This window comes from Roseateles sp. UC29_93, from assembly GCF_042695725.1.
GTDB classification, from domain to species: Bacteria; Pseudomonadota; Gammaproteobacteria; order Burkholderiales; family Burkholderiaceae_C; genus Roseateles; species Roseateles noduli_A.
This window is the reverse complement of the sequence record NZ_CP170545.1, coordinates 5,970,661-5,997,047: the sequence shown is the minus strand read 5'-3', so window position 1 is coordinate 5,997,047 and position 26,387 is coordinate 5,970,661. Positions and strand designations below refer to the sequence as shown.

General features: G+C 67.7%; 26 protein-coding genes and 1 pseudogene. 8 read left to right on the top strand and 19 right to left on the bottom strand.

Annotated elements, in window-relative coordinates:
• Window positions 1-79: 79 nt before the first annotated feature.
• Entirely contained in the window at window positions 80-865 is a 786-nt protein-coding gene (locus ACFJIX_RS27760; RefSeq protein ID WP_377155931.1) for a ferritin-like domain-containing protein, read from the bottom strand.
• Between the two features lie 29 nt (window positions 866-894).
• Here ACFJIX_RS27760 and ACFJIX_RS27755 point away from each other — a divergent pair, with 29 nt between their 5' ends.
• A complete protein-coding gene (locus ACFJIX_RS27755) occupies window positions 895-1,440 on the top strand; it encodes a gamma carbonic anhydrase family protein (RefSeq protein WP_377155929.1) in 546 nt (181 codons plus the stop codon).
• Window positions 1,441-1,460: 20 nt separating this feature from the next.
• Complete coding sequence (locus ACFJIX_RS27750; protein WP_377155927.1) at window positions 1,461-2,441, top strand: Hsp33 family molecular chaperone HslO; 981 nt, start codon at window positions 1,461-1,463, stop codon at window positions 2,439-2,441.
• Window positions 2,442-2,446: 5 nt separating this feature from the next.
• On the opposite strand, the gene ACFJIX_RS27745 is transcribed toward ACFJIX_RS27750, so the two are convergent.
• The 12 genes from ACFJIX_RS27745 to ACFJIX_RS27690 form a co-directional block, all read right to left on the bottom strand.
• Window positions 2,447-4,219: a bifunctional metallophosphatase/5'-nucleotidase gene (locus ACFJIX_RS27745; protein ID WP_377155926.1), complete on the bottom strand. Its 1,773-nt coding sequence runs from the start codon at window positions 4,217-4,219 to the stop codon at window positions 2,447-2,449.
• A 113-nt stretch (window positions 4,220-4,332) separates the two neighbouring features.
• Window positions 4,333-5,004: an AAA family ATPase gene (locus ACFJIX_RS27740; protein ID WP_377155924.1), complete on the bottom strand. Its 672-nt coding sequence runs from the start codon at window positions 5,002-5,004 to the stop codon at window positions 4,333-4,335.
• Window positions 5,005-5,068: 64 nt separating this feature from the next.
• Window positions 5,069-5,701: a nicotinamide riboside transporter PnuC gene (gene pnuC / locus ACFJIX_RS27735; protein ID WP_377155922.1), complete on the bottom strand. Its 633-nt coding sequence runs from the start codon at window positions 5,699-5,701 to the stop codon at window positions 5,069-5,071.
• A gap of 41 nt (window positions 5,702-5,742) precedes the next feature.
• Window positions 5,743-6,051, bottom strand: coding sequence for a septum formation initiator family protein (locus ACFJIX_RS27730; RefSeq protein ID WP_377155920.1), 309 nt, complete (start codon window positions 6,049-6,051; stop codon window positions 5,743-5,745).
• Window positions 6,052-6,104: 53 nt separating this feature from the next.
• Window positions 6,105-7,391 carry a phosphopyruvate hydratase gene (eno, locus tag ACFJIX_RS27725; protein ID WP_088405489.1) on the bottom strand — a complete coding sequence of 429 codons (1,287 nt, stop codon included), beginning with the start codon at window positions 7,389-7,391 and terminating at the stop codon, window positions 6,105-6,107.
• Between the two features lie 201 nt (window positions 7,392-7,592).
• Entirely contained in the window at window positions 7,593-7,880 is a 288-nt protein-coding gene (locus ACFJIX_RS27720; RefSeq protein WP_377155918.1) for a DUF1330 domain-containing protein, read from the bottom strand.
• 52 nt (window positions 7,881-7,932) lie between these two features.
• Window positions 7,933-9,609, bottom strand: coding sequence for a CTP synthase (locus ACFJIX_RS27715; RefSeq protein ID WP_377155916.1), 1,677 nt, complete (start codon window positions 9,607-9,609; stop codon window positions 7,933-7,935).
• A 60-nt stretch (window positions 9,610-9,669) separates the two neighbouring features.
• Window positions 9,670-10,497, bottom strand: a complete 828-nt coding sequence (locus ACFJIX_RS27710) for an alpha/beta fold hydrolase (protein ID WP_377155914.1) — start codon at window positions 10,495-10,497, stop codon at window positions 9,670-9,672.
• A 35-nt stretch (window positions 10,498-10,532) separates the two neighbouring features.
• Window positions 10,533-13,133, bottom strand: a complete 2,601-nt coding sequence (gene mutS / locus ACFJIX_RS27705; protein WP_377155913.1) for a DNA mismatch repair protein MutS — start codon at window positions 13,131-13,133, stop codon at window positions 10,533-10,535.
• Between the two features lie 110 nt (window positions 13,134-13,243).
• Window positions 13,244-13,666, bottom strand: coding sequence for a hypothetical protein (locus ACFJIX_RS27700; protein WP_377155911.1), 423 nt, complete (start codon window positions 13,664-13,666; stop codon window positions 13,244-13,246).
• Window positions 13,663-14,148: a Panacea domain-containing protein gene (locus ACFJIX_RS27695; protein WP_377155909.1), complete on the bottom strand. Its 486-nt coding sequence runs from the start codon at window positions 14,146-14,148 to the stop codon at window positions 13,663-13,665. Before ACFJIX_RS27695 ends, ACFJIX_RS27700 begins: the two co-directional genes overlap by 4 nt.
• Before the next feature lie 163 nt (window positions 14,149-14,311).
• A complete protein-coding gene (locus ACFJIX_RS27690) occupies window positions 14,312-15,289 on the bottom strand; it encodes an inositol monophosphatase family protein (RefSeq protein WP_377155908.1) in 978 nt (325 codons plus the stop codon).
• A gap of 154 nt (window positions 15,290-15,443) precedes the next feature.
• Here ACFJIX_RS27690 and ACFJIX_RS27685 point away from each other — a divergent pair.
• Both ACFJIX_RS27685 and cysE read left to right on the top strand, forming a co-directional pair.
• Window positions 15,444-16,248 (top strand): annotated as a pseudogene (locus tag ACFJIX_RS27685) (RNA methyltransferase).
• Between the two features lie 121 nt (window positions 16,249-16,369).
• Window positions 16,370-17,137, top strand: a complete 768-nt coding sequence (gene cysE / locus ACFJIX_RS27680; protein ID WP_377155907.1) for a serine O-acetyltransferase — start codon at window positions 16,370-16,372, stop codon at window positions 17,135-17,137.
• A gap of 104 nt (window positions 17,138-17,241) precedes the next feature.
• Here the strand turns inward: cysE and ACFJIX_RS27675 are convergent, their stop codons facing one another.
• Genes ACFJIX_RS27675 through yjgA form a run of 3 tightly spaced genes read right to left on the bottom strand, consistent with a single transcriptional unit; the run spans window position 17,242 to window position 19,019 of the window.
• Window positions 17,242-17,745 carry a peptidylprolyl isomerase gene (locus tag ACFJIX_RS27675; RefSeq protein WP_331617172.1) on the bottom strand — a complete coding sequence of 168 codons (504 nt, stop codon included), beginning with the start codon at window positions 17,743-17,745 and terminating at the stop codon, window positions 17,242-17,244.
• A 58-nt stretch (window positions 17,746-17,803) separates the two neighbouring features.
• On the bottom strand, window positions 17,804-18,430 hold the full coding sequence (mog, locus tag ACFJIX_RS27670) for a molybdopterin adenylyltransferase (RefSeq protein WP_377155905.1): 627 nt from the start codon (window positions 18,428-18,430) through the stop codon (window positions 17,804-17,806).
• Complete coding sequence (gene yjgA / locus ACFJIX_RS27665) at window positions 18,417-19,019, bottom strand: ribosome biogenesis factor YjgA (RefSeq protein WP_377155903.1); 603 nt, start codon at window positions 19,017-19,019, stop codon at window positions 18,417-18,419. Before yjgA ends, mog begins: the two co-directional genes overlap by 14 nt.
• Window positions 19,020-19,141: 122 nt before the next feature.
• On the opposite strand from yjgA, the gene pmbA reads away from it, so the two are divergent.
• The 3 genes from pmbA to ACFJIX_RS27650 all read left to right on the top strand — a co-directional run bounded on the left by pmbA (window position 19,142) and on the right by ACFJIX_RS27650 (window position 22,234).
• Entirely contained in the window at window positions 19,142-20,509 is a 1,368-nt protein-coding gene (gene pmbA, locus ACFJIX_RS27660) for a metalloprotease PmbA (protein ID WP_377162023.1), read from the top strand.
• Between the two features lie 105 nt (window positions 20,510-20,614).
• Window positions 20,615-21,697 (top strand): TRAP transporter substrate-binding protein, encoded by a 1,083-nt coding sequence (locus tag ACFJIX_RS27655; protein WP_067270047.1) that lies wholly within the window; start codon window positions 20,615-20,617, stop codon window positions 21,695-21,697.
• A 150-nt stretch (window positions 21,698-21,847) separates the two neighbouring features.
• Complete coding sequence (locus ACFJIX_RS27650) at window positions 21,848-22,234, top strand: hypothetical protein (RefSeq protein WP_377155901.1); 387 nt, start codon at window positions 21,848-21,850, stop codon at window positions 22,232-22,234.
• A gap of 109 nt (window positions 22,235-22,343) precedes the next feature.
• Here ACFJIX_RS27650 and ACFJIX_RS27645 read toward each other — a convergent pair whose 3' ends face one another.
• Window positions 22,344-22,904, bottom strand: coding sequence for a hypothetical protein (locus ACFJIX_RS27645; protein WP_377155899.1), 561 nt, complete (start codon window positions 22,902-22,904; stop codon window positions 22,344-22,346).
• A gap of 419 nt (window positions 22,905-23,323) precedes the next feature.
• Between ACFJIX_RS27645 and ACFJIX_RS27640 the strand changes: the two genes are divergently transcribed.
• Window positions 23,324-23,707 (top strand): type II toxin-antitoxin system RelE/ParE family toxin, encoded by a 384-nt coding sequence (locus ACFJIX_RS27640; protein WP_377155898.1) that lies wholly within the window; start codon window positions 23,324-23,326, stop codon window positions 23,705-23,707.
• Between the two features lie 175 nt (window positions 23,708-23,882).
• On the opposite strand, the gene ACFJIX_RS27635 is transcribed toward ACFJIX_RS27640, so the two are convergent.
• Both ACFJIX_RS27635 and ACFJIX_RS27630 read right to left on the bottom strand, forming a co-directional pair.
• On the bottom strand, window positions 23,883-25,877 hold the full coding sequence (locus ACFJIX_RS27635) for a response regulator (protein ID WP_377155896.1): 1,995 nt from the start codon (window positions 25,875-25,877) through the stop codon (window positions 23,883-23,885).
• 3 nt (window positions 25,878-25,880) lie between these two features.
• Entirely contained in the window at window positions 25,881-26,339 is a 459-nt protein-coding gene (locus tag ACFJIX_RS27630) for a response regulator (RefSeq protein WP_377155894.1), read from the bottom strand.
• Window positions 26,340-26,387: the final 48 nt, after the last annotated feature.

The window sequence follows — 26,387 nt, the reverse complement described above, 5'->3', positions numbered from 1 at the left end:
GGCACGGGCGGGTCAGCCTTCTTCGGCTGGCAGGGGAGGCTTGCGGAGCGTCGGCGAGGAGCTCAGAGGAGCTCGGCCATCAACTGCTCAGGTAGGCGATCTCTTCGTCGCTGAAGCCGGCGGCGCTGCGCGCCTCGACGTTGAACGGCGGCCGCAGCCGCGGTGCTTCGAAACGCTCGACGAGCTCGGGATACAGCGTCAGCGGATCCAGCCCGCGCTCGCGGCACAGGTGGCGGTACCAGTGGTTGCCGATGCGGACGTGGCCGACCTCGTCGCGCAGGATCACGTCGAGGATCTCCACCGCGCGCGCGTCGCCGGCCTTGGCGAACTTGGCCTGCAGCGGCGGCGTCGCGTCCAGCCCGCGCGCCTCCAGCGTGCGCGGTACCAGCGCCATGCGTGCGAGCACGTCGCCGGCCGTGCGCATCGCCATCGTCCACAGGCCGTCGTGCGCGTCGAAGTCGCCGTAGGCGCGGCCCAGGCTGCGCAGGTGCTCGTCGAGCAGCGTGAAGTGCAACGCCTCCTCGGCGGCGACCTGCAGCCAGTCGAAGTAGTAGGCGCGCGGCATGCCGGGGAAGCGCCAGACCGCGTCCAGTGCCAGGTTGATCGCGTTGAACTCGATGTGCGCGATCGCGTGGATCAGCGCTGCTCGACCTTCGGGCGTGAACGGCGAGCGCGACGCCACCTGCAGCGCCGCGACGAGGTGGGGGCGCTCGGGGCGGCCGGGCGGCTCGGTGTCGGGCGTGAGGAGGGCGGCGGTGTCGAGCTCAGCGGCATCGGCCGCGCCGTACAGCTCACGGGCCGCCCGCGCCTTGGCCTGCGGATCGGCGATCAGAAGCACCTGCAGCGCGCGGGTTCGAAGTTCCATTCGTAGAATTATCCCTTTTGGAGAATCGCATGGCCGTCTACCGCCTTGGCGAACACACGCCGGAACTCGGCACCGGCGTCTGGATCGCCGACAGCGCGCAGGTCGTCGGCCGCGTCACGCTGGAGGACGACGTCAGCGTCTGGTTCAACGCCGTCCTGCGCGGCGACAGCGAGCACCTCACCGTCGGCGCCGGCAGCAACATCCAGGACGGCAGCGTGCTGCACGCCGACGCGGGCATGCCGCTGGTCCTCGGCCGCAACGTCACCGTCGGACACCAGGTCATGCTGCACGGCTGCACCGTCGGCGACAACGCGCTGATCGGCATCGGCGCGGTGGTGCTCAACGGCGCGCGCATTGGCGCCAACTGCCTCGTCGGCGCCGGCGCGCTGGTCACCGAGGGCAAGCAGTTCCCGGACGGCAGCCTCATCGTCGGCTCACCGGCCCGCGTCGTGCGCGAGCTCACGCCGCAGCAGATCCAGGGCCTGGCGATGAGCGCCGCCCACTACGTCCAGAACGGGCGGCGGTATGCCGAGGAACTCGTCCGCATTGACGATCCGCAATCCGTCCCCAGATAACTCGAATTCAAAGGAAGCCCATGGCCACGTCCATCAAACCCGCTCCGAGCGAGCTCCACAAATTCCTCTTCGAAGGGCTGCCCGTGCGCGGCATGCTGGTCCGGCTCGACGACAGCTGGAAGGAACTGCTCGGCCGCCGCAAGGAGCCGCTGGCGCCGGCGGTGCGCGACCTGCTCGGCCAGATGACCGCGGCCGGCGTGCTGATGCAGGCCAACATCAAGTTCAACGGCGCGCTGATCTTCCAGGTGATGGGCGACGGACCGCTGAAGCTGGCGGTCGTCGAGGTGCAGCCGGACGCCAGCTTCCGCTCCACCGCCAAGACGCGCGAGACGGTGGTGGACGATGCGACCTTGCAGCAGATGCTCAACGTGCACGGCCAGGGCCGCGTCGCGATCACGCTCGATCCCAAGGACCGCCTGCCGGGCCAGCAGCCGTACCAGGGGGTCGTGCCGCTGAGCGGCCCGCAGGGCCAGCCGCTGGAGAAGCTCAGCGACGTGCTGCAGCACTACATGCGGCAGTCGGAGCAGCTCGAGACCACGCTGGTGCTCGCCGCCAACGACCAGTTGGCCGCCGGCCTGCTGATCCAGCGCCTGCCGATTGAAGGCGAGGGCAACCTCGAGCCGGGTGCCAGCTCGGGCGTCGCGCGCGAGGAGATGGAGGACGCCTACAACCGCATCAGCATGCTGGCCGCCACCTTGACGGCGGAAGAGTTGCTGACGCTGGACAGCGACACGATCCTGCGCCGTCTGTTCTGGGAGGAGAACGTCCGCCGTTTCGACCCGCAGTACCCGCGCTTTGCCTGCACCTGCTCACGCGAGCGTGTGGGCCGCATGCTGCTGGGTCTGGGCAGACAGGAAGTGGACGAGATCCTGGCGGAGCTGGGCGGCGTCGAGATCGGCTGCGAGTTCTGCGGCAACCACTATGTCTTCGACCCGGTGGATGTCGGTGAGCTCTTCACCGACCCGCAAAACCAGGCCCCGGGATCGAAGCAGGTCCAGTAAGGGGCTCAGGGCGTATCGACGCGCACGACCCGATCCAGCGCCGTGGCCTTCACGCGCTGGGTGCCATGGGCCTTGAAGTAGGCCTCCAGCGCGTCCACGTCCATCGGTCCGGTCTGCACGAGCCGCGCGGTCGTGAAGGTATTGAAGCTGTCGCCGCCGACCTGCAGGAAGTTGTTGATGACGACGCGGACCTTCTGATCGGGGGCGATCGCCCGGCCATTGAGCGTCATGCTGCCGGGCACCACACGCGAGCCGAGTGGCCGGCGCTTGTCCCAGCGGTAGCTGAAGCCTTGCGAGGTCTGCAGCGGCAGAAATTTCTTCGCATCGCTGGCCCACCATTGCTCTTCAAGCACCGCCTGCAACTGCGTGCCGGTCATCTCGACCACCACCAGCGCATTCGAGAACGGCAGCGCCGCGAAGAGGTCGCCGAAGGTGACGGTGTCGTCCGCGCGATGGATCAGCCCGGTGCGCACGCCGCCGATGTTCTGGAACGCGACCTGCGCGCCGCCGTTCTCTGACGCGCGCGTCGCGGCCAGCATCGCGTCGGCCACGAGCTGGCCCATCGTCGAGCCGCCGCCTTCGTTCCTGTCGTCGCCTTCCTTGCTCAGCGCCTGAGCGAGGAAGCCGACCTGGCGCTCGATCAACGGTTGAGCGACGTGCTGGTAGCTGCTGATCAGCAAGGTCTGGCGCGGGTCCTTCGCCGTCTCCGGGCGCACCACGACGTTGTTGGCGCGCGCCTCGGTCATCGTGCCGGTGGCGCGGTCCAGGGTCAGGTCGATCTCGGTGATCAGGGTGCCGTACTTGTCGCCGCTGGTGACCAGACGGCCGTCGATGCGGCAGTTGTAGGCGCGGTGCGTGTGGCCGGACACGATCAGGCCGACGCGCTTGTCCAACTGCTTGACGATGTCGACGATCGGCCCGGAGATCTCCGGGCAGTCGTTGATGCCGCCGCTGGGGTAGCCGCCTTCGTGGATCAGCACGACGAAGGCGTGCACGCCCTGGCGTTCCAGCTCGGGCACCAGGCGGTTGATCGTCTGCGCCTCGTCGTCGAAGCGCAGGCCCTTGATGCCGGTCGGGCTGACCAGCTCCGGCGTGCCCTTCAGCGACAGGCCGATGAAGCCCACCGGCACGCCGTCGAAACGCTTGATCGCGTAGGCCGGCAGCACGGACTGGCCGGTCTTCTCGTCGATGGTGCTGGCGGCGAGGTACTGGTACTTCGCGCCCTTGAACTCGGTCGGGCCCTTGCAGCCGTCCTTCGGGTGGCAGCCGCCGCGCTGCTTGCGCAGCAACTCGTCGATGCCCTGGTCGAACTCGTGGTTGCCGACCGAGGAGATGTCCAGTCCCATCATGCCCAGCGACTCGATCGTCGACTCGTCATGGAACAGCGCCGAGAGCAGCGGGCTCGCGCCGACCAGGTCGCCGGCGGCCACGAACACGTGGTTGGGATTCTTCGCCTTGATCTGCGCGACCACCGTCGCCATGCGCTCCGCGCCGCCGGCCTCCAGCGTGATCGTCTTGTCGGGGTTCTGCGGATCGGGCAGCTTGATGCCGCCGGCCGGCGGGAGCAGGTTGCCGTGGAAGTCGTTGATCGCCAGCACCTTGACGGCGACCGAGCCGCTGGTCGGCGTCGCGGTCTTCGCGGCCGCGGCCGATGTCTCCAGCGAGGGCGGCAGAGGCGCCTGCGGCCCGGAGGAGCTCAACGATCCGCAGGCGGCGAGCAGTGCCGCGCTCAGCAGCATCGACAGAGCGCCCAGCGGGCGGACGGAAGAACGGTTCATCGGGGAGGCTCCAGGAACGCCGTGATCTCGAAATTCGCGACGTCCGCAAATGTTTGCGACGGCGAAGCGGCGGATTGTGCCTCGGCTGTGTGGCCGGGCCGTGAGCGCCGCGTTCAGGCGCGCGGCAGGCGCTCGGCGGTGCGGCTGGCGTGCTCGCAGGCGGGGTCGTCGCAGAGCTCGCAACGCCAGTCGCCGCCCAGGCTTTCCTCGCGCTGCAGCAGGCGGCCGAACAGGCCGTCCTCGCGGCCCAGATGCGGTCTGAGCAGCGGACCAAGCGCGTTGAGCGCCTGCTGCAGGCGCTCCGGGCCGGCTCCTGAGACCAGGCTGTAGCCGAGGCCGGCCTCGCGCAGCGCGCGGCGTACCAGGCGGTCCGTCGGCTGTTGCGCATGCGGGCCGTCGCGCATGTCATCGGCGACCCAGGGCAGGTCCAGCGCCATCAGCAGCGTGGCGTCCATGCGGGCCTGGACCTGCAGCGCGAATGGGTAGAGGCTGGTGTCGTCGAACAGCTGCTCGCTGTAGACCGCGGTCATCAGCGGCGTCGTGTCGTGCAGGACGAGGTCGTGATCGACGGCGGCGGCTTCGGCGCGGCGCCATTGCTCCTCGGCGATCGCGCGCTGCTCGTCCGGGCGCGGGGTGCGGCCCTCGCGCTCGCACCACTCGCGCAGGTATTCGCCGACCAGCGCGCAGCGCAGCCGCGTCTGGGCGCTCAGGTGCTCCAGCAGCGCCACGCCGAGGCGGCTCTTGCCGGTGCTCTCGGCGCCGACGAGGGCGATGTGCAGCGTCATGGTGGGAATGATGGCAGGGCGCCGCGCAGGGGCGTCAGACGAAGTGCGCTATGAGAGCGATCGCTCAAGCGGCCATCGCTGCCGGCCGCAGCTGGCGCTGCCACGCGCGCCAGCCTGCCACCGACATCGGCACGAACACCGCATACAGCACGACCGTCAGCCAGTAGCCCTTGAGCGCGAACAACCCGATGCTGACCAGGTTGACCATCACCCAGACGGGCCAGTTCTCCTGGTACTTGCGGCCGAGCAGCCACTGGCCGGTGATGCTGGCCACCGTCGGGAGGGCATCCCAATAGGGGAGGGGGGAGTCGGTGCGGTGTTGCAGGAACATCCCCAGCAGCGGCCAGGCCGCCAGCGTGAACAGCAGCGCGGTGACGCGGCCCTTCGGACCGAGCGTGCGCACATGCAGCGTGTGGCCATCGGCCGTGCGGCCGCGCATCCACTGCCACCAGCCCCACAGCGCGAGCGCGGCGAACAGCAGCTGCAGCGAGGCCTCGCCGTAGAGCTTGCCGCTCCAGAACAGCAGGAAGTAGAGCAGCGAGCTGGTCAGCGCCAGCGGCCAGGCCAGCACCTGAACGCGCATGTTGCAGACGACCATCCAGATCGCCAACGCGAACGCGACAAGCTCCAGCCAACTGATCGGGCTGCCGAGGGCGTGGAAGGCGGGCGAGAGCGCCCAGGCGAGCAAGGCATCCATCTGCGAGCGCATGCAGGAGTGGCGGGAGGCGGAATTGTGATTCAGCGGCGCAGCGGGACGAAGACTTCGTCCGGCTTGACCATGCCCAGTTCCATGCGGGCCTTTTCCTCGACCATCTCGAGGCCTTCGCGCAGGTCGAGCAGTTCCGCCTGCAGCTGGGTGTTGCGCGCGCGGGCCTTCTCGTTGGCTTCGTCCTGCTCGCGCAGTTCGGCGCGCAGCTGGACCCGCGGGCCAGGCCGCCCTTGCCGAACCAGAGCTGGGCCTGGATGGCGACAAGGAACGCGGTGAGGACGATGGCCAGGGCTTTCACAGGCCGCGAGTTTAGCTGCAACGAAAAAGGGCAGGCCCATGGGCCTGCCCTTCGAACGCGGGGAGCGCCCGCCCAGCGGACGTCCGCGTGGGGTCAGCGCAGGTTGTAGAACGCGGCGCGGCCCGGGTACACCGCCACGTCGCCCAGGTCTTCCTCGATGCGCAGCAGCTGGTTGTACTTGGCCATGCGGTCCGAGCGCGACAGCGAACCCGTCTTGATCTGGCCGGCGTTCAGGCCGACGGCGATGTCGGAGATCGTCGAGTCCTCGGTCTCGCCCGAGCGGTGCGAGATCACGGCGGTGTAGCCGGCGCGCTTGGCCATCTCGATGGCGGCGAAGGTCTCGGTCAGCGTGCCGATCTGGTTGATCTTGATCAGGATCGAGTTGGCGATGCCCTTGTCGATGCCTTCCTTCAGGATCTTGGTGTTGGTGACGAACAGGTCGTCGCCCACCAGCTGCACCTTGTCGCCGAGCTTCTCGGTGATGTGCTTCCAGCCGTCCCAGTCGCCTTCGGCCATGCCGTCCTCGATCGAGATGATCGGGTACTTGTCGACCCAGGTGGCCAGCATGTCGGTCCATTGTTCGGCCGTCAGCTGGATGCCGCCTTCGCCTTCCAGCACGTACTTGCCGTCCTTGTAGAACTCGCTGGCGGCGCAGTCCAGGCCCAGCGCGATCTGCTCGCCGGCGGTGTAGCCGGCCTTGTCGATCGCTTCCAGGATCATCTGGATCGCGGCTTCATGGTTCTCGACGTTCGGGGCGAAGCCGCCTTCGTCGCCGACGGCGGTCGACATGCCCTTGGCGTCGATGATCTTCTTCAGCGCGTGGAAGACCTCCGCGCCCCAGCGCAGCGCCTCGCGGAACGACGGCGCGCCCACGGGGATGATCATCAGTTCCTGCAGGTCGATCGAGTTGTTGGCGTGCGCGCCGCCGTTGATGACGTTCATCATCGGCACCGGCAGCTGGTTGCCGCTCATGCCGCCGAAGTAGCGGTACAGCGGCAGGCCCGATTCTTCCGCGGCGGCGCGCGCCACGGCCATCGACACGGCCAGCATCGCGTTGGCGCCCAGGCGGCTCTTGTTCTCGGTGCCGTCCAGGTCGATCAGGGTCTTGTCCAGGAAGGCCTGCTCCGAGGCGTCCAGGCCCAGCACGGCTTCCGAGATCTCGGTGTTGATGTGCTCGACGGCCTTCAGCACGCCCTTGCCGAGGTAACGCGACTTGTCGCCGTCACGCAGCTCGATGGCTTCGCGCGAACCGGTCGACGCGCCCGACGGCACGGCGGCGCGGCCCATCACGCCGGACTCCAGCAGCACGTCGCATTCCACGGTGGGGTTGCCGCGGCTGTCGAGGATCTCTCGGCCGACGATGTCAACAATGGCGCTCATGGGAACAGTCTCCAGAAGTGAAAAAACGCGGTCGGCGCGCATGGTGCCAGCAACGGGTTACCTTGGCTGAACAACCTGCGTCCGGATATTGGGGGACGAAACGGGGGATGAAATACGGAGGCGAAAAAAAGCCACCGGGCCGCTGGCCGTCCATCTGGACAGGCTGGCGGCGCGATGGCTCGTGCAGGGCATGGCGGGGGATCAGACGCCGTCGACGACGATCATGCGCATCACGCCGGCGTGCTCGCGCAGCGACTTCGCATGCTGGTAGGTCTCCGAGTCGTAGAAGGCCTTGGCCGCGGCGCGGTCGGGGAACTTCAGCACCACCAGGCGGCTCGGTGTCCAGGGGCCTTCCAGCACCTCGATCTCACCGCCGCGGACCAGCACTTCCGCGCCGTGCTCCTGCATCGCCTTGGTGCTCCATTCACGGTACTTGGCCATCTGGTCGGCGTCGGTCACGGTCACGTCGGCAATGATGAAGGCGGGCATGGGCGGTGTCTCTGTCGTTGGTGTCTGAAGTCGTCCCGGACCCCGACGGGGCTCAGGCCGCCGCGGGCGCGCTGACCTCGTGGCCGGCCTTGGCCTTGTGTTCCAGCGCGGCCTTGATGAACGCGATGAACAGCGGGTGGCCGTCCCACGGGGTCGACTTGAACTCCGGGTGGAACTGCACGCCCATGTACCACGGGTGCACATTGCGCGGCAGCTCGACGATCTCGGTCAGCTTCTCGCGCTGCGTGATCGCCGAGATCACCAGGCCGGCGTCCTGCAGCTGGTCCAGGTACTGCTCGTTGGCCTCGTAGCGGTGGCGGTGACGCTCGTTCACGACCGGGCCGTAGATCTCGTAGGCCAGCGTGCCCGGCTTGACGTCGGAGCTCTGCGCGCCCAGACGCATCGTGCCGCCGAGGTCGGACTGGGCGTTGCGCTTCTGGATCGAGCCGTCCGCGTCCTGCCATTCGTCGATCAGCGCGATCACCTTGTGCGGCGCGTCGGGTTCGAACTCGGTCGAGTTCGCGCCGTCCAGGTGCGCCTTGTGGCGCGCGTATTCGATGGTCGCGACCTGCATGCCCAGGCAGATGCCCAGGTAGGGCGTCTTGTGCTCGCGGGCGTACTGGGCGGCGAGGATCTTGCCCTCGACGCCGCGCTTGCCGAAGCCGCCCGGCACCAGGATCGCGTCGTACTTGTCGAGCTGCTGCGAGTGCTCGGCGTCCAGCGTCTCCGAGTCGACATACTCGATGTTGACGCGGGCGTGGTTGTGGATGCCGGCGTGACGCAGCGCCTCGTTGAGCGACTTGTAGCTGTCCGACAGGTCGGTGTACTTGCCGCACATGGCGATGGTCACTTCGGTCTTCGGGTTCTCGACCTCGTTGACCAGCGTGTCCCAGCGCTTCAGGTCCGCGGACTTGGTGTTGAGCTGCAGCTTGGTGCAGATCATCTGGTCCAAGCCCTGCTCATGCAGCATGCGCGGGACCTTGTAGATCGTGTTGACGTCCCACATGGAGATCACGCCGTACTCGGGCACGTTCGTGAACAGCGAGATCTTCTCGCGCTCGTCGTCCGGGATGCGGCGGTCGGCGCGGCACAGCAGCGCGTCGGGCTGGATGCCGATCTCGCGCAGCTTCTGCACGGTGTGCTGCGTGGGCTTGGTCTTGAGTTCGCCGGCGGCGGCGATCCATGGGACGTAGGTCAGGTGCACGAACGCGACGTTGTTCGCACCGGCCTTCAGGCTCATCTGACGCGCCGCTTCCAGGAAGGGCAGCGACTCGATGTCGCCGACCGTGCCGCCGATCTCGACGATCGCCACGTCCACCGCGTCCGCCGTGCCGTGACCGGCGCCGCGACGGATGAAGTCCTGCATCTCGTTGGTGATGTGCGGGATCACCTGGACGGTCTTGCCGAGGTAGTCGCCGCGGCGTTCCTTCTCCAGCACCGACATGTAGATCTGTCCGGTGGTGAAGTTGTTGCTCTTCTTCATCCGCGTGGTGATGAAGCGCTCGTAGTGACCCAGGTCCAGGTCGGTCTCGGCGCCGTCGTCCGTCACGAACACTTCACCGTGCTGGAACGGCGACATCGTGCCCGGATCCACGTTGATGTAGGGATCCAGCTTGATGAGGGTGACTTTGAGGCCGCGGGACTCGAGAAGGGCCGCGAGAGAGGCCGATGCGATGCCCTTGCCGAGAGAGGACACGACACCGCCGGTGACGAAGACGTACTTGGTCATTGTCTTGCAGCGCCGGTTTTCCGAGCAGGAAACCAAAAACGCCGTGGTGGTAAAAGGAGATTATAGCGATGCCGATTTGGCCTCGATCTCGCCCATCAATTCGAGGACGAGCGCCGCCGTGTCGTCCGGTCTTTCGAAGGGGTAGAGGTGGGTGCCCTCGAACCAGCGGAACAGGTCCTTGGCGAGCGCCTTGGACCCGGCCGCGTTGGCCTGCCGCAGTTCTTCGGACTGCGTGCCCGCGATGAACGCCACCGGACACTTCGGCGCGTGGCCGTGCAGGATGCGCGGCAGGTTGTGGGGCAGCGTGTTGTAGATGCGGGTCTCGATCTCGCGCGTGAAGCCCAGGCGCACCTGACCGTCCTCGTGCGCGTCGAAGCCGCTGGCGATGTAGTCCTTCAGCACGCGGGGATCCCAGCGTGCGAACTTGTTCTTGGCGGCGAAATGCGCGTGTGCCTCTTCGAGGCTGGGCCATTCGTAGCGCCGCTGGTGCGAGACCTTGCCCGGCGAGACGCGCTTGATCAGGCCGGCGGACTTCACCACGCGCAGGCTGTGCGCGCGCCAGCCGTCGATCACCGGGGAGTCCAGCATCACCAGGCCCTGCGCGAGCGACGGCTTGCGGCAGGCGACCAGCAGCGACAGCAGGCCGCCGAGCGAATGTCCGACCAGCATCACCGGCGCGGTCGGCTGGACCTCGTCCTGGATGAAGTGCAGCAGCTCGTCGCGCAGGTGCGGCCAGTTGCTGGTCACCGGATAACGCGGGTCGTGGCCGATGCGCGGCAGCGCGTGCACGGTCCAGCCCGCATCGCGCCAGCGGTCGAAGAGCACCCGGTAGCAGCCCGCCGGAAACCCGTTGGCATGCGAGAAGACGAGGGTCTTGGTCGAGTCCATGGGGTCAGGTCTGGCGCGTCGGATCGGCGGAGGGTTCAGTGCCGGCCGGCGGCCAGCAGCTTGAGCTGGTACAGCGCCGCATGGGCCTCGCGCGGGCTCAGCGCGTCGGGATCGAGGTCCCGCAGCGCGTCCAGCAGCTCGGACGGCTCCTCGGCCACCGCGCCCGGCGCGGGCTCCGGCGGCGGGGCGAACAGGTCGATCTGCGACTCGCCCTCGGTGGCGCGGGCTTCAAGGGCTTCAAGCGCCGCGCGGGCCTGCCGCACGACCGGACCCGGCATGCCGGCCAGCCGCGCCACCTGCACGCCGTAGCTGCGGCTCGCCGGACCGGGCTGGATCTCGTGCAGGAAGACGATGTTCTCGCCGCTCTCGACCGCCGAGACATGCATGTTGACCGCCTGCGGGTGCTTGGCCGGGAACTCGGTCAGCTCGAAGTAGTGCGTCGCGAACAGCGTGAACGCGCGGCACTTGTCGTGCAGGTGGGTGGCGATCGCGCCGGCCAGCGCCAGGCCGTCGAAGGTCGAGGTGCCGCGGCCGATCTCGTCCATCAGCACCAGCGACTGTTCGGTCGCGCTGTGCAGGATCGCGGCGCCTTCGGTCATCTCGAGCATGAAGGTGGACTGCGCGTTGGCCAGGTCGTCCGCCGCGCCGATCCGCGTGTGGATCGCGTCGATGGGCCCCAGCCGGCAGGCGGTCGCCGGCACATAGGCGCCGATCGCCGCCAGCAGCGCGATCAGCGCGACCTGACGCATGAAGGTGCTCTTGCCGCCCATGTTCGGGCCGGTGATCACCATCAGCTTGGTGCGGGCGTCCAGCCGGCAGTCGTTGGCCATGAACTCGCCGGCGCCGGTCTCGCGCAGGCGGGCCTCGACCACCGGATGGCGGCCACCCTGGATGTCGATGCAGGGATGCGGGACGAACTCGGGACGGCTCCAGTTCAGCGTCGCTGCGCGTTCCGCGAGCGCGGCCAGCACATCCAGCGACGCCAGCGAGCGCGCGAGCCGGCCTAGCGCCGGCATCTCCTCGGTGAGCTGGTCGATGACCATCTCGTAGAGCATCTTCTCGCGGGCGAGGGCGCGTTCGTTCGCGGACAGCGATTTGTCCTCGAAGGCCTTCAGCTCGGGGGTGATGAAGCGCTCGGCGTTCGTCAGTGTCTGGCGGCGGGTGTAGTCGGCGGGGATCTTCTCGAGGCCGCTGTTCGTGACTTCGATGTAGAAGCCATGCACCTTGTTGAACTTGACCCGCAGGTTGCCGATGCCGGTGCGCGCGCGTTCGCGGACTTCCATCGCGAGCAGGAACTGGTCGCAGTCGGTCTGCACGGCGCGCAGGTCGTCGAGCTCCTCGTCGAAGCCCTTGGCGATCACGCCGCCTTCGCGGATCAGCGCCTGCGGCTCTTCCGCGATCGCGCGGCTCAACAGCTCCGCGATGTGCGGCGACGCGCGCAGGCCTTCGGACAACTCGTCGAGCAACTTCGCGCCGGCCGGGACCGTCTGCGCAAGTTCGGGCAGGATCAGCAAGGTCGCGCGCAGGCCGGCGAGTTCGCGCGGACGCACCTGGCGCAGCGCAATGCGCGCGGCGATGCGCTCCACGTCGGAGACCTGCCGGAAGGCTTCCCGCAGCGGCTCGAAGCCGGTGCTCATCAGTTCGGCGATGGCCGCCTGACGTTCGCGGGCGACCGTGCGTTCGCGCTCCGGGTGCAGCAGCCAGAAACGCAACGCGCGGCTGCCCATGCCGGTGCGGCAGGTGTCCAGCAGCGACAGCAGCGTCGGCGAGGTCTCGCCGCGCAGCGTCTGCGTCAACTCCAGGTTGCGCTGGGTGGCGGGCGGCAGGTCCAGGAGGTCGGACGCGCGCAGCACGCGCAGGCTCTTCACGTGGCTCAGCGCGCGGCTGCCCTGGGTGCTCTCGGCATAGGACAGCAGGCAGGAGGCCGCCGCATGCGCGGCGGGCAGGTCCTGTGCGTTGAGGCCCTGCAGGTTCGCGACGCCGAGTTGCTCGCAGAGCTTGCGGCTGCCCAGGTTCGTATCGAACTGCCAGCTCTGGCGGTTGGTGATTGGCAGCTTGGCGCCCAGCACCGCCTGCGGATGTTTCTCGCGATCGACCAGGACCTCCGCCGGCGACAGGCGGGCGATCCACGAGGGCAGGTCGCGTTCGCCGCACTGCGCCAGACCGATCTGCCCCTGCGTCATCGACAGCCAGGCCAGGCCGAAGGTCTTGCCCTGCGTGGCGATGGACAGCAGGATCGAGTCCTGCTTGTCGGCGAGCAGCTCGGATTCCGTGACGGTGCCGGGCGTGGCGACACGCACGACCTTGCGTTCGACCGGCCCCTTGGTGGCGCCGACTTCGCCGGTCTGCTCGGCGATCGCGACGGACTCACCGAGCTTGAGCAGCTTGGCGAGGTAGGACTCCAGCGAGTGCACCGGCACGCCGGCCATGACGACCGGTTCGCCGCCGCTCTGGCCGCGGGTGGTCAGCGTGACGTCCAGCAGCGCGTTGGCCTTGCGGGCGTCGTCGAAGAAGACCTCGTAGAAGTCCCCCATCCGGTAGAAGAGCAGCGTGTCCGGATGCTCGGCCTTGAGGCCGAAATACTGCTGCATCATCGGCGTGTGGTGGCTGAAATCGGCAGGGACGGCGCTGGTCATCGGGAGCGGTACGGACGGGAAATGGACAACGCCCTCGTGCGGAGGGCGCTGTGGTGGCTGACTGGGGGATGAGTGTAGGGCATGGCTGGACATGATCGGGGCTGCCGGTATCACTGGTAGAGACGGTGTTCGGGATCGAGCCAGACGATGTAGAAGACATCCTCCACCAGGATTCCATGAACGCGGCCGTGTTCGTTCGCTGTCAGCTGGAACTGCCAGGCGACGTACTGCTGCATTTCGCTTGGCAGATGTTTGAAACCATTCTTCTCCGTCGTTTCGGACCATTGCACGGGGTGGATTCGCCACGCACGATCCCTGTTGCGTCGGAACTCGTCGGGCCGCATGGTCGACAGTCCTCGAAGCCTGTCGAGTAGCGTCGACAGGTAGGGGGCAGCAGCAGTCACCTGTTCGTGGCCGAACTTGCCGGTCGAGTGCAGCAGCCGAAACGAAAAGTGCAGCATGCCGTCCGGAAGAGCGTGGAATGTCGAGGCGGGGACGGCGGGACGCCGCTCGGCACGTTTGCGAAGTGTCATGACCCCGCCTCCACCTCGGCGGCCGCCGATTCCGCCTTGAAGAATCGCGCCATGGATTCGTGCGTGATCTCCTCGCGGCGCGTGTCGATGAGATCTTGGCCCTTGCGGGCCTCCAGCCACGGGGGTTCCCGGTGCACACGGTACTCCAGGGACCACCCCGTATCGAAGCCATAGAGATCAACGACCTCGTCGATCAACCTGGTCAAACGTTCGGGAAGGCCCGTGGGATCCTGCGTCTCTTCCGATATCGGACGCCAGGTGTACTGCGCATACCGTTCAAAGATGGCAGGGCAGACCGGTCCTGAAATCCAGGCTTCGATCCGGTCAGGAAACGCGGGCTCGTCGTATTCCGCCAAGTGCCAGCCCTGGACGTAATAGAGAAGCTTCTGCAGCTTGTAGTTGTTGATCGGGTCACATTTCCACTGGAAGAAGTAGAGGATGTAATCGGCAACTGATTGGGCAGAGCAGGGAGGCGTAGTCATGGCGCTGAAGCGGGCGATGCCAGTGATCGGATGGAGCCATGCTAGGTCTGCTCCAGCGGCTCGCGCTTCAACCGTTCGCGCCAAAAACGACAAAGCCCTCCAAGGGGAGGGCTTCGTTGATCGGCGTCAAGGACGCCGCGGATCGTCGGGAATGCCGATGGAATCAGGCTTCCGCGCCGCCGTCGTTCTTCTTGATGCGGACCGGCGCGCGCTTCTTCGGCGCTTCGCTTCCCCCTTCGGTGGTGGCCGCGGCCTTCTTCCGGGGGGCTGCCTTGTCAGCGGGCTCGCCGCCCGCGGCTGCGTCTGCGTCCGCGTCCAGCGCGTCCTGCGTGATCACGCGGGTGTACGGCGCCAGGATCTGCACCAGCGGGCCGTAGATGCGCGGCGTGCCGGCGACGATCTCGCGCTGATGCAGGAAGTCGGGTTCGCCGGTGAAGTTGCCGACCAGGCCGCCCGCTTCCTGGATGATCAGCGAACCCGCGGCCACGTCCCACGGGTTCAGGCCGGTCTCGAAGAAGCCGTCGTAGTGGCCCGCGGCCACGTAGCACAGGTCCAGCGCGGCCGCGCCCGGGCGGCGCACGCCGGCGACCTGGGTCATGACGTCCTCGAACATCTTCAGGTAGCGCTTGAAGTTGTCGCCGCGGCGGAACGGGAAGCCCGTGCCGATCAGCGCGTCGCTCATGCGGGTGCGCTTGCTGACGCGGATGCGCTTGTCGTTCAGGTAGGCGCCGCGGCCCTTGGTCGCGTAGAACAGGTCGTTGCGGGTCGGGTCGTAGACGACGGCCTGCTGCACGATGTTGCGGTGCGCCAGCGCGATCGACACGCAGTAGAACGGCAGGCCGTGGATGAAGTTGGTCGTGCCGTCCAGCGGGTCGATGATCCACTGGTACTCGGAGTGCCTCGCGCCGTATTCGCGGCCGGATTCTTCGGCCAGGATGCCGTGGTCGGGGTAGGCCTGCAGCAGCGTCTCGATGATCGCCTGCTCGGCGGCCTGGTCCACTTCGGTCACGAAGTCGTTGGGCGACTTGGTGTTGATCTTCAGGATGTCCAGGTCCATCGACGCGCGGTTGATGATCGCGCCGGCGGTACGCGCCGCCTTGATGGCGACGTTGAGCATGGGATGGTGAGCGGCTTGCGTCATGCGGGACGGTTCCTGTGGGAAGTGGACTGGCGAAAGGAAAGAGCGTGCGTCGGCCCTGGGGCCTGTGGTCAGAACCTCGGGGGCGAATTGAATCGCGAGCGAGGGGACCGGCGCGGATAATCGACCATTTTGACACAGACTCGTGGTTTCCCCTATGCCCCCGGCTGACTCCGGCACGACCGCCCGCCCTCCGACGTCGGATCCGACACGTTTCGTGCTGATCGAGACCAGCCACCCCGGCAACGTCGGCTCGACCGCGCGGGCGATGAAGGTGATGGGCTTCCGCGACCTGGTGCTGGTGCGGCCCCGCTTCGCCGACGTGCTGAGCCAGGAGGAGACGGTGGCCATGGCCAGCGGCGCGGCCGACATCCTCGCCCGCGCGCGCGATCGTCGACCGCGTCGAGGACGCGCTCGACGGCTGCACCTTCGTCTGCGCCACGGCGATGACGCCGCGCGATTTCGGACCGCCGACGCGCGAGCCCAGATCGCTGTTCGCCGAACTGGCGATGGGGGAGCCGCTCCCCCATCAGGTGGCTTTCCTCTTCGGCTCCGAGCGCTACGGGATGAGCAACGAGGACGTCTACCGCGCGCACGCGGTGCTGTCGATCCCGACGCATCCGGACTACGGCTCGCTGAACCTGGCGCAGGCGGTCCAACTGATCTCCTACGACTGGCGCCAGGCGCTGGGCGGCTACGCGGTGGCGCCGCGCACGGCCGATCCGCAACTGGCCGACGCGCAGGCGGTCCAGGGGCTGCTGACGCATCTGGAAGGCAGCCTCGTCCACCTGGGCTACCTCGATCCGGCCTCGCCCAAGAAGCTGATGCCGCGGCTGAACCAGCTCTTCAACCGCGCCGGGCTGACGAAGGAAGAGGTCCACATCCTGCGCGGCATCGCCCGTGCGATCGAGAAGACCCACCCCGCCGCCGGCACGCCCCCCGCACTCGGGGGAGACGAGTAGGCCCGGCGTGGCGCCCGCGCGGCAGGCCAGTAAGCCTGCGGCCGGCAAGGTCGGGACCCGCCGCTAAACTGGCCGACCCTCAGCTCCAGCCCCTCGCGGGCTGCCATCGGGTCCCCCCACCATGTTCCAGCGTCTTCGCGAAGACATCGCCTGCATCCTCGAACGCGACCCCGCCGCCCGCTCGGCCTGGGAGGTGCTGACCTGTTATCCGGGTCTGCACGCGCTGGTGGTGCATCGCTGTGCGCACTGGTTCTGGCTCCGTGGCCTGCGTTGGCTGGGACGGTTCACCTCCCACGTCGGCCGCTTCCTGACCGGCATCGAGATCCACCCCGGCGCGACCATCGGCCGGCGCGTGTTCATCGACCACGGCATGGGCGTCGTCATCGGCGAGATGACCGAGATCGGCGACGAGGTCACGATCTACCAGGGCGTGACCCTGGGCGGCACCTCGCTGGTGAAGGGCGCCAAGCGGCACCCGACGCTGGAGCGCGGCGTGATCGTCGGCGCGAATGCCTGCATCCTCGGCGGCTTCACGGTCGGGGAGGGCGCGCGCGTCGGCTCCGGCGCGGTGGTCACCAAGCCGGTGCCGCCGGGCGCGACGGCGGTCGGCAATCCGGCCCGCGTCATCGAGGCCAAGCTCGATGCCAGACGCGAAGAGGCGGCGGCGCGCATGGGCTTCTCGGCTTACGGCGTGACGCAGGGCGACGACCCGGTGGCGCTGGCCATGAAGGGCCTGATCGACAACGCCGCAACCCAGGAGCACCAGATCGCGCTGCTGTGGCAGGCGATCGCGAAGCTGTCCGAGGAAGAGCGCAAGGACTGCGTGCCGCAAGGCGCGCAGCAGGGCGAGCACTTCGACGCGGCGGAGTTGTCGCGGCTGGTGAAGTGATCAGCGGAAGCTGATTCGCTTCCGCTCCGGGCGGAAACGCAGAAGGGCGCCGATGGCGCCCTTCGTTCTTCAGAGTGCCCCCATCGTGAGGGCTTGGATGGCGATCAGTGGTGATGCCCGTGCGCGCCGTGCGCGTGGCCGTGCTCGATCTCTTCCTGCGACGCGGCGCGGACGTCCGTGACCTTGACGCTGATCTTCAGGTGCTGGCCGGCCAGCGGGTGGTTGCCGTCCAGGTGCACGGTGTCGCCCTTGACCTTCACGACCGTGAAGACATGGAAGCCGTCGTCGGCCGCCGGCTCTTCCTCGCCTTCCTTGGCCTGGCGGATCTGGATCTGGCCGCCGACCTTCACGCCGGGCGGGAAGTCCTTCTTCGGGATCGTGATCAGCAGGCTCTCGTCGCGCTCGCCGAAGCCGGTCTCGGGCGTCAGCTCGATCGTGGTGGCGAAGCCCTTCTCCTGGCCTTCCAGCGCGGCTTCGACGACCGGCAGCGTGTTGCCGTAGCCGCCGATCAGCAGCGCCATCGGCTCATCGGTCTTCTCGATGATCTGGCCGAGCTTGTTCGCGACCTTCAGTTCGACGGTGGCGATGGTGTCCTTGGTGATCTTCATGGGGTGTTGCTCAGTGCTTGCTTCTTGTGGAGGCCCCTCGTGGAGGCCGCGGGGGTGGTCAGCCCGGGCGCTTGGGCCGTTGGGCGGTCTTGGGACGGAACGCGGCGCAGATCGCGTCGCGTGTTTCAAGGTAGGGGCCGCCGATCAGGTCGATGCAGTACGGCACGGCGGCGAAGATGCCGCTGGCGGCCTCGTGGCCGGCCAGCGTCTCGGCGATGGCCTTGGGCTGGCCCGGCAGATTGATGATCAGCGCCTGGCCGCGGATCACCGCGACCTGGCGCGACAGGATCGCGGTCGGGACGAAGCGCAGCGAGATCTGCCGCATCTGCTCGCCGAAGCCCGGCATCACGCGGTCGGCGACGTCCACGGTCGCCTCGGGCGTGACGTCGCGGATCGCGGGGCCGGTGCCGCCGGTGGTGAGCACGAGGTCGCAGCGCGTCTCGTCGACGAGCTCGCGCAGCGTGCGCGCGATGAGTTCGCGTTCATCGGGGATCAGCCGTGGCTGGAACTCGATCGGGTTGATCAGCGCCGAGCGCAGCCAGTCCTGCAGCGCGGGCAGGCCCTTGTCCTCGTAGACGCCGCTGGAGGCGCGGTCGCTGATCGAGACGATGCCGATGCGCACCGGCTCCGGCGGCGGCAGCGCCGCGCCGTCGGCCGGCAGGGCCGCGGGCTCACTCATCGTCATCCTCGCCGGCCGCTTCCGTGTCGCCGGCCGCGTCGCCCTTGCCCGCCAGCACGTGGCCCTTCACGAACTGGAACAGCTCGCGCCAGGCGCGACCGTTGCGCTGCTCGGGCGCCAGGGCGCGGTCCTTGCGGGCGGCGCGGATCAGGCTGCGCAGCTGCTGGGTATCGACCTCGTCGAAGGCGTCGAGGAAGCCCTGCAGCGCGTTGTCGTCCTCGACCAGTCGCACGCGCCAGCGCTCGGCCTGGTGCAGTTCGAGCGAGTCCTGCGCGCGGCCGAGCTTGAACTCGGCGACCGCCTCGCGGATCGGTTCGGGATCGACCTGGCGCATGAGCTTGCCGATCAGCTGCAGGTGGCGCTTCTTGCCGCTGCGGGCGGTGCCGGCGACGATGCGGCGACCTTCCTTGATCGCGTCGAGCAGCGATTCCGGCAGGTCGAGCGCGGCCACGCGCTTCTCGGGCAGCGTGAGCAGTTCTTCGCCCAGCGCCTGCAGCGCGTCCATGTCGCGCTTGAGCTGGCTTTTGCTGGGGCGGTCGTCTTCGAAGTCGTCGAAGTCCGCGCGGTCGTCGTGGTCGTCGTGGTCGGCGTTCATGAGGGGAAGAAAGCGAGAAGCCCCGACCGGAAGGGCGGGGCACAGCGCCCGTATGATAGTCGCCACCCCGCCGCGGCCTCGGATTCCCCCAGGCCGCGCTGCTTTCCAAAGAGACCGCATTCATCAGTCAAGCCGAGCAAGGATTCGCCTACAGCCAGGACCATTTCCGCCAGTTGATCGAGGACGTGCTCGCCGAGGCCAAACGCCAGGGCGCCAGCGACGCCGGCGCGGAAGTCTCCGAAGGCAGCGGCATGTCGGTGTCGGTGCGGCGTGGTCAGCTCGAGAACGTCGAGCGCAACCGCGACAAGTCGCTGGGCATCTCGGTCTACCTGGGCCAGCGCAGAGGCAACGCGAGCACCTCGGACTTCTCGCCGCAGGCGCTGAAGGACACCGTGCGCGCCGCCTACGACATCGCGCGCTTCACGGCCGAGGACGAATTCGCCGGCCTGCCGGACGAGCAGGACCTGTCGCTCGACGAAGCGGCGCGGCCGTCGCTGGACCTCTTCCATCCGTGGGCGATCACCGCCGAGCAGGCCGCCGAGCTGGCGCTGCGCTGCGAGGACGCCGCGCTGAAGACGGACGCGCGCATCACCAACTCGGAAGGCGCGGCGGTCTCGGCGCAGCAGTCGCACTTCTATTCGGGCAACTCGCGCGGTTTCCGCGGCGGGTATGCGAGCTCGCGGCATTCCGTGTCGGTGGCGCCGATCGCCGGCCGTGGCGCGGGCATGGAGCGCGACGCCTGGTACAGCTCGATGCGCGACGCGGCGGATCTCTCGTCCGCGGAATCGATCGGCCGCTACGCCGCCGAGCGCGCGTTGGCGCGGCTGAAGGGCCGCAAGGTCAAGACGGCCAGCGTGCCGGTGCTGTTCGAGGCCCCGGTCGCGGCCGGCCTGCTGGGCGCGCTGGTGCAGGCCACCAGCGGCGGCGCGCTCTACCGCCGCGCGAGCTTCCTGCTCGACAGCCTGGACCAGCAGATCCTGTCGCCGCATGTGGAGGTGGTCGAGGATCCGCACATCGTCAAGGGCAAGGGCAGCTCGCCCTTCGACGACGAAGGCGTGGTCACCAAGGCCCGCACCGTGGTCGAGGCGGGCGTGCTCAAGGGCTACTTCCTGTCGACCTATTCGGCGCGCAAGCTGGGCCTGCGCACGACGGGCCACGCAGGCGGCTCGCACAACCTGACGATGCGCAGCAAGGCGACGGCACCCGGCGACGATCTGCCGACGATGCTGCGCCGCCTCGGCACCGGCCTGTTCGTCACCGAGCTGATGGGTCAGGGCGTCAACTACGTGACCGGCGACTACTCGCGCGGCGCGAGCGGCTACTGGGTCGAGAACGGCGTCATCGCCTTCCCGGTCAACGAGATCACGATCGCGGGCAACGTCAAGGAGATGTTCAAGCAGATCGTGGGCATCGGCGCCGACACCTACACGCTGGGCAGCAAGACGGTGGGGTCGATCCTGCTGGAGAACATGAAGCTCGCTGGCGCCTGAGGCTTCCCCAGGGCTTGTCAGGTTGACGCCAGCCCTCCAGTAGTTAATCCTGCTTTCGCTCGGGCACCCAGGAGGGTGCTCCATACCAACGAAAAAGGAGACTTCATGGAGCGTCGTTCGTTCGTCAAGAATGCCGGCCTGGCCGGCGTGCTGGCCGCGGGTGCGGCCCCGGCCATCGTGCATGCGCAGGCCAACATCCGGTGGCGGATGGCGTCGAGCTTCCCCAAGCAGCTCGACACGATCTACGGCGGCGGCGAGGTCTTCGCCAAGAAGGTCAGCGAGCTCAGCGGCGGCAAGTTCCAGATCAGCGTGCACGCGGGCGGCGAGCTGATGCCGGCCTTCGGCGTGGTCGACGGCGTGCAGAACGCGACGGTCGAGATCGCGCACACGGTGCCGTACTACTTCTTCGGCAAGGACGAGACCTTCGCGATCGGCGCGTCCATCCCGTTCGGGCTGAACTCGCGGCAGATGACGGCGTGGACCTTCCACGGCAACGGCCTGAAGCTGATGCGCGAGTTCTACCGGAACTACAACATCATCAACTTCCCCGGCGGCAACACCGGCGCGCAGATGGCGGGCTGGTACCGCAAGGAGATCAAGTCGGCGGCGGACTTCAAGGGCCTGAAGTTCCGCATCGGCGGCTTCGCCGGCCGGGTGATCGAGCGCATGGGCGGCGTGCCGCAGAACCTGCCGGGCGGCGAGCTCTATTCGGCGCTGGAGAAGGGCACGATCGACGCCGCGGAATGGGTCGGACCGTACGACGACCTGAAGCTGGGCTTCAACAAGGTGGCGCCGTTCTACTACTACCCCGGCTGGTGGGAGGGCGGCCCGCAGGTGGACTTCTTCATCAACACCAAGGCCTATGAAGGGCTGTCGCCCGAGTACAAGGCGATCGTGGAAGCGGCGTCCGCGTACGTGCACGTGGACATGCAGGCCAAGTACGACGTGCTGAACCCGCAGGCGCTCAAGCAGCTGGTGGCGGCCAAGACCAAGCTGATGCGCTTCCCGAAGGACACGATGGACCTGGCGTTCAAGGAGTCGATGGCGCTGTACGCGGAGCTGTCGGCGAAGAACCCGAACTGGAAGAAGGTCTACGAGGATTACGCCAACTTCCGGCGCGACCAGAACCTGTGGTTCCGCTTCGCGGAAGCGGGCTTCGACGACTACATGCAGTCGCAGCGGTTCTGATCGGGACCGACGTCCGCAACGACATCCGCTGATCGCGGGCCGCGCTTCGAAAGGGGCGCGGCCCGTTCCGCTTGTGGCGTGCCCTTGAGCCGAGGGCAGGGGCCGTGGCGTCACAATCGGTGCTCGATCAATCGGCATCAGGATGAGTTCATGAATCAGGAAACGCAGTCGCTCGAGGCGCTCCTCAAGGCCCTTCGCGTGCTGCTCACGGTGCTGCTGACGCTGACAGTCATCGCCGTTATCTGCTTCCGGCTCTTTGCCTACGCGTTCACGTATGCGTCGCCGCCGTTCTGGGCGCTCGTGCCGGCGGGTGTGCTGGCGGGGCTGCTGATCATGCTGCTCGTGCCGCAACCGGTGCGCCGTGTTGGCGCGGTGCTGCTGCTGGTGCTGTATGCGCTCAGCATCGCCTTCTTCGGCTGGCGCCACGTGATGGAGCTGTACGCGTCAGAAGGGCCGTTCGCCTTCGATCTCTTCGAGGCGGTGTTGATCGTCCTGCTGGCCGTGCCGAGCCTGGTGCGGCCGAGATCTAAGTTCTGAGTTCGAGCAGTCAATCGAATAGTCAATCGCGCAGCCGATACCGGCCGCCGATGTTTGAGATCGCAATCTGCGATCTCAAACGCGGTCGAGCGGCGGCCGGGGTTCGCTCTCAGTGCTCGGGTCCTTCCATGGTCAGGACCTGGAAGAAGTGCTCCTCATGGATGGCCACTTCCAGGACGGTCAGCAGGGTGGACATTTCGTGGACCATGTCCGCGGTCATCGCATTGAGGTGACCAGCCTCCGAGTTGGCGGCGCCCAGCGGCACCTGAGTCGCCTTGCTCAACGCCGACATCTGGATGAGGCGCTCGCGCAGGCTGATCAGCGCAGAGCGCGTCGTCATGCGACGGTTCGCGAGGAAGCAGCGAGCGCCGACGCGGTCGGGGCGTTGCACTTCGTGCGGACCGTCAACCGACGCGTGGTCCGAGATGAGCTCGAGGATCACGTCGAACTCGTTCTCCAGCGGGCGGCGATCGAGGATCGGCGCGCGTTCGGGCCAGAACGGCGCCACGCGGATGCTGTCGCCCGGAGGGTCCGACGGCGGGAGCTCGCACGCCTTCTCAACGGCGCGCCAAGCGATTTCACGGGATAGCAGATGGCCCGTGGTCGCGATTTGCTGATGGGTAACTTCAACAGACATGACGTCTTCCTTTCGGAGGGCAGAGGGATCCACCGGGAAGGCTCATGTCCATGTGCCATCGGGGTGGGCGAGATGTCGAAAACACGGCATGAGACACGTGCGGCCGCCCTCACGGAACGACCCATCTCGCCCTCGGAATCGAGCCCGAGAAGGAATGAGTTGACCGCTTATCGGAGCGGCCGCCCGTCTCATGCAAAGGTGTTTTCGAGCACCTGGGACGTAGTCTCTGCCTCCGCCGGAAAAAGCGCGATCCGCTAAATCAGTACTCGTGGAGGCAAACGCAACTGGTTCCAGTAGGTGCGCAGACTGGAACCTGTCGAGACGCTCAAGAGGCTCGACATGGGTGCGCACCCACCCCCCATGAGTGGGCCGCCTTCAGAACGAATCGTTCGCACGCAAGACCCGGCACTGAGGTTCATCGCAGTGCTGCGTGGAGGTCGATGTGACGGTGTATGTCGCGCGCAGGTTTCGCCGTTGGATGCGAGATCAAGGGTTGGAAAGATGACGATCTCTGTCGGGCCGTTTTGGAGATGACACAGGGTTTGATCGACGCGAACCTCGGGGGCGCGCTGTTCAAGAAGCGCATTGCCCGAAACGGTCAAGGAAAGCGTGGCGGTTTCCGGACGATCGTCGCCAAACCGGAATTCGAGACTTGGCTCTTCGTTTACGGTTTCGCGAAGAGCGATCTGAGCAACATCAGCACCGCGAGGGAGCTGCATTGCCGAGACGCCGTCAAAGAATTTCTGTCATTGAGCCTCGATCAACGCGAGACGGAGATCGAGGACGGTCGTCTTTTCAAAGTGAATTGCCATGCACAAATCCGTGTCTCCATTTGATCGAACGCTTCTCGACCTCTACTTCATGCTCAAGCGAGCGGGTAGGGTGACTGGAGCCAAGTACATGGCGGTGCAAGCGCTGTGCCGCCCCACGTTGCAGCCGCGTCGACCCTCGGAGCCCGTCCGTCCCCGCAGGCAGCGGGCGCTCAGCGCAGCCGGCCCGCGACGCTGACCCTCAATCCCCGCCCGCCTTGCGCCCCAGCGCCTCCTGCACTGCGCGCGTGAGCGCGGCCAGTTCGATCGGCTTGGCCACGTAGCCCTGGAACCCGGCCGCGAGGCCTTCCTGGCGATCCGCAACCATCGCGAAGGCCGTCAGCGCCACCGCCGGCAGCTTGTCGGGGCTGCCTCCCGGCAGCTGCCGCACCGCGCGGATCAGCGAGCGCCCGTCCATCTCCGGCATCCCGATGTCGGACACCAGCAGGTCGTAGTGCTCCTCGCCTTCTTCGAGGCGCGACAGCACCTCCGCCGCGCTCGTCGCCACGCTGACCTTCGCGCCCAGGCGGCTCAGCGCCACCTGGCCGACCTCGCGCGCGTCCTCCTCGTCGTCGACGAGCAGCACCCGAACGCCCGACAGCGTGTCTTCCGACAACTCCACCGGCTCCGCGCATGGCGAGGGCGCCAGGGCCTGCTCCGCCAGCATCGGCAGGCGCAGCTCGAAGACCGCCCCGCGGCCCGGCCCCGGGCTGTCGGCGCTGATGCGGCCCTGGTGCAGTTGCGCGATCGCGCGCGCGATCGCCAGGCCCAGGCCGAGGCCGCCGACCTTGCGCGTCTTTGAGCCGTCCTCCTGCCGCAGCCGATCGAAGACGAAGGGCAGGAACTCCGGCGAGATGCCGCGGCCCGTGTCCCGCACGCGCAGCAGCGCGCAGCCGTCCTCGACCTCGACCTGCACGTCGACGCTGCCGCCGCTCTCGGTGAACTTGATGGCGTTGCCGATCAGGTTCGTGATCACCTGCGACAGGCGCTGCGCATCGCCCGGGATCCACACCGGTGCCGCCGCATGGCAGTTCAGCGCCACGCCCTTGCCCTGCGCCTCGTGCAGCGCGCCCAGCACCGAGTCCGCTGCCAGTGCCGCCAGGTCCATCGGCGTCGTCTGCAGCATCAGCTTGCCGGCCACGACCGCGCTCATGTCGAGCAGGTCGTTGATCATCCGCGCCTGCAGCTGCGCGTTGCGCCGGATCACCGTCGAGGCCTTGCCCAGCAGCGGATGGGCGTCGGAGAAATTGGTCAGGATGTCCGCCCAGCCCGTGATCGCGCTCAGCGGCGAGCGCAGCTCGTGCGACAGCACCGCGAGGAACTGGTCCTTGAGCTCGTTGGCGCGCTCCGCTTCTTCCTTGCCTTGTCGCAGCGCCTGCTGCGCCTCGTAGGCCGGCGTCGTGTCCCGGATGATCTTCGAGAACCCCGTCGTCACGCCCGCCGCGCTGAACAGCGGCGTCACCACGCCCTCGGCGCGCAGCCGCGTGCCGTCCTGCCGCATCAGCCAGCGGTCGTCGCGCGCCGCGCCCTGCGTCAGGGCCAGCGCCAGCTCGTTCTCCAGCACGCCTGCCGCGCGGTCCTCCGGCGTCAGCAGGATCTCCGCCGACATGCCGAGCACGTCGTCCAGCGCGTGGCCGAAGATCGTCCCCGCCGCGCGGTTCCAGTCGCGGATGCGGCCCTCGGTGTCCAGCAGGATCACCGCGTGGTCCTGCAGCGAATCGACGACCCGCGCATACAGCGCGTCGGCCTCGCGCAGCTGCGCCTCGACCTGGATCTGCGCCTCGCGCTGGCGCACCTCGCGCAGCGCGCGGTCGATCGCGACCGGCAGCCGCGTCAGCCGGCCCTTCATCACGTAGTCGGTGGCGCCGCGCTTGAGCAGCTCCACCGTGTTCTCCTCGCCGATCACGCCCGACACGAAGATGAACGGCGTCTCCGGCACCAGCTGCTGCGCCAGCGTCAGCGCCTCCGCCCCGGTGAAGCCCGGCAACTGGTAGTCCGACAGGATCAGGTCGAAGCGCTGCGTCTCCAGCGCGCCCAGCAGCTGAGGCTCGTCCTTCACCCAGGTCACCCGCGCGCGGGGATGCGTCGTCTCCAGCGACGCGAGCAGCAGCTCCGCGTCGAAGGTCGAGTCCTCCAGCAGCAGGATCTCCAGCGGCGGCGAACCCGCGTCGTCGGGCGGCGGTGACGTCTCAGTCATGGTTCATTCGTAGCGGCGCGTGGCGCGCAGCGATCCGGGCGGCGGTTCGTTCAGCACGGCCCAGAACACGCCCAGGTCCGCGATCGCCGCGACGAACTGCTTGAACTCCACCGGCTTCACGACATACGCGTTCACCCCGAGCTCGTAGCTGTGCACCACGTCCGACTCGGTCTGCGACGAGGTCAGCATCACCACCGGGATGCTCTTGAGCCGTTCCGTGGCGCGGACCGCCTTCAGCACCTCCAGCCCGTTCACCTTCGGCAGTTTCAGGTCCAGCAGGATGACGGCCGGATTGCCCTCGGCGCGGTCCGCGTGGACGCCTTCGCGGTTCAGGTAGTCCAGCGCCTCGGCGCCGTCGCGCACGATGATCACTTCGTTGGCGAGTTGGCTGCGTTCGAGGGCAACCAGCGTCAGTTCAAGATCGCGGGCGTCGTCTTCAACAAGCAGGATGGGCTTGAGCATGGCGTTCGGGGGGCTGGGGGTCAGAGAAGGGTGTTGCCGGTGCCGACC

Excerpts from the sequence above, each read along its gene's own strand:
- ACFJIX_RS27760 (WP_377155931.1), bottom strand. The coding sequence starts at position 865 with ATGGAACTTCGAACCCGCGCGCTGCAGGTGCTTCTGATCGCCGATCCG.
- ACFJIX_RS27755 (WP_377155929.1), top strand. The coding sequence starts at position 895 with ATGGCCGTCTACCGCCTTGGCGAACACACGCCGGAACTCGGCACCGGC.
- ACFJIX_RS27750 (WP_377155927.1), top strand. The coding sequence starts at position 1,461 with ATGGCCACGTCCATCAAACCCGCTCCGAGCGAGCTCCACAAATTCCTC.
- ACFJIX_RS27745 (WP_377155926.1), bottom strand. The coding sequence starts at position 4,219 with ATGAACCGTTCTTCCGTCCGCCCGCTGGGCGCTCTGTCGATGCTGCTG.
- ACFJIX_RS27740 (WP_377155924.1), bottom strand. The coding sequence starts at position 5,004 with ATGACGCTGCACATCGCCCTCGTCGGCGCCGAGAGCACCGGCAAGAGC.
- pnuC (WP_377155922.1), bottom strand. The coding sequence starts at position 5,701 with ATGGATGCCTTGCTCGCCTGGGCGCTCTCGCCCGCCTTCCACGCCCTC.
- ACFJIX_RS27730 (WP_377155920.1), bottom strand. The coding sequence starts at position 6,051 with ATGGGCCTGCCCTTTTTCGTTGCAGCTAAACTCGCGGCCTGTGAAAGC.
- eno (WP_088405489.1), bottom strand. The coding sequence starts at position 7,391 with ATGAGCGCCATTGTTGACATCGTCGGCCGAGAGATCCTCGACAGCCGC.
- ACFJIX_RS27720 (WP_377155918.1), bottom strand. The coding sequence starts at position 7,880 with ATGCCCGCCTTCATCATTGCCGACGTGACCGTGACCGACGCCGACCAG.
- ACFJIX_RS27715 (WP_377155916.1), bottom strand. The coding sequence starts at position 9,609 with ATGACCAAGTACGTCTTCGTCACCGGCGGTGTCGTGTCCTCTCTCGGC.
- ACFJIX_RS27710 (WP_377155914.1), bottom strand. The coding sequence starts at position 10,497 with ATGGACTCGACCAAGACCCTCGTCTTCTCGCATGCCAACGGGTTTCCG.
- mutS (WP_377155913.1), bottom strand. The coding sequence starts at position 13,133 with ATGACCAGCGCCGTCCCTGCCGATTTCAGCCACCACACGCCGATGATG.
- ACFJIX_RS27700 (WP_377155911.1), bottom strand. The coding sequence starts at position 13,666 with ATGACACTTCGCAAACGTGCCGAGCGGCGTCCCGCCGTCCCCGCCTCG.
- ACFJIX_RS27695 (WP_377155909.1), bottom strand. The coding sequence starts at position 14,148 with ATGACTACGCCTCCCTGCTCTGCCCAATCAGTTGCCGATTACATCCTC.
- ACFJIX_RS27690 (WP_377155908.1), bottom strand. The coding sequence starts at position 15,289 with ATGACGCAAGCCGCTCACCATCCCATGCTCAACGTCGCCATCAAGGCG.
- cysE (WP_377155907.1), top strand. The coding sequence starts at position 16,370 with ATGTTCCAGCGTCTTCGCGAAGACATCGCCTGCATCCTCGAACGCGAC.
- ACFJIX_RS27675 (WP_331617172.1), bottom strand. The coding sequence starts at position 17,745 with ATGAAGATCACCAAGGACACCATCGCCACCGTCGAACTGAAGGTCGCG.
- mog (WP_377155905.1), bottom strand. The coding sequence starts at position 18,430 with ATGACGATGAGTGAGCCCGCGGCCCTGCCGGCCGACGGCGCGGCGCTG.
- yjgA (WP_377155903.1), bottom strand. The coding sequence starts at position 19,019 with ATGAACGCCGACCACGACGACCACGACGACCGCGCGGACTTCGACGAC.
- ACFJIX_RS27655 (WP_067270047.1), top strand. The coding sequence starts at position 20,615 with ATGGAGCGTCGTTCGTTCGTCAAGAATGCCGGCCTGGCCGGCGTGCTG.
- ACFJIX_RS27650 (WP_377155901.1), top strand. The coding sequence starts at position 21,848 with ATGAATCAGGAAACGCAGTCGCTCGAGGCGCTCCTCAAGGCCCTTCGC.
- ACFJIX_RS27640 (WP_377155898.1), top strand. The coding sequence starts at position 23,324 with ATGTCGCGCGCAGGTTTCGCCGTTGGATGCGAGATCAAGGGTTGGAAA.
- ACFJIX_RS27635 (WP_377155896.1), bottom strand. The coding sequence starts at position 25,877 with ATGACTGAGACGTCACCGCCGCCCGACGACGCGGGTTCGCCGCCGCTG.
- ACFJIX_RS27630 (WP_377155894.1), bottom strand. The coding sequence starts at position 26,339 with ATGCTCAAGCCCATCCTGCTTGTTGAAGACGACGCCCGCGATCTTGAA.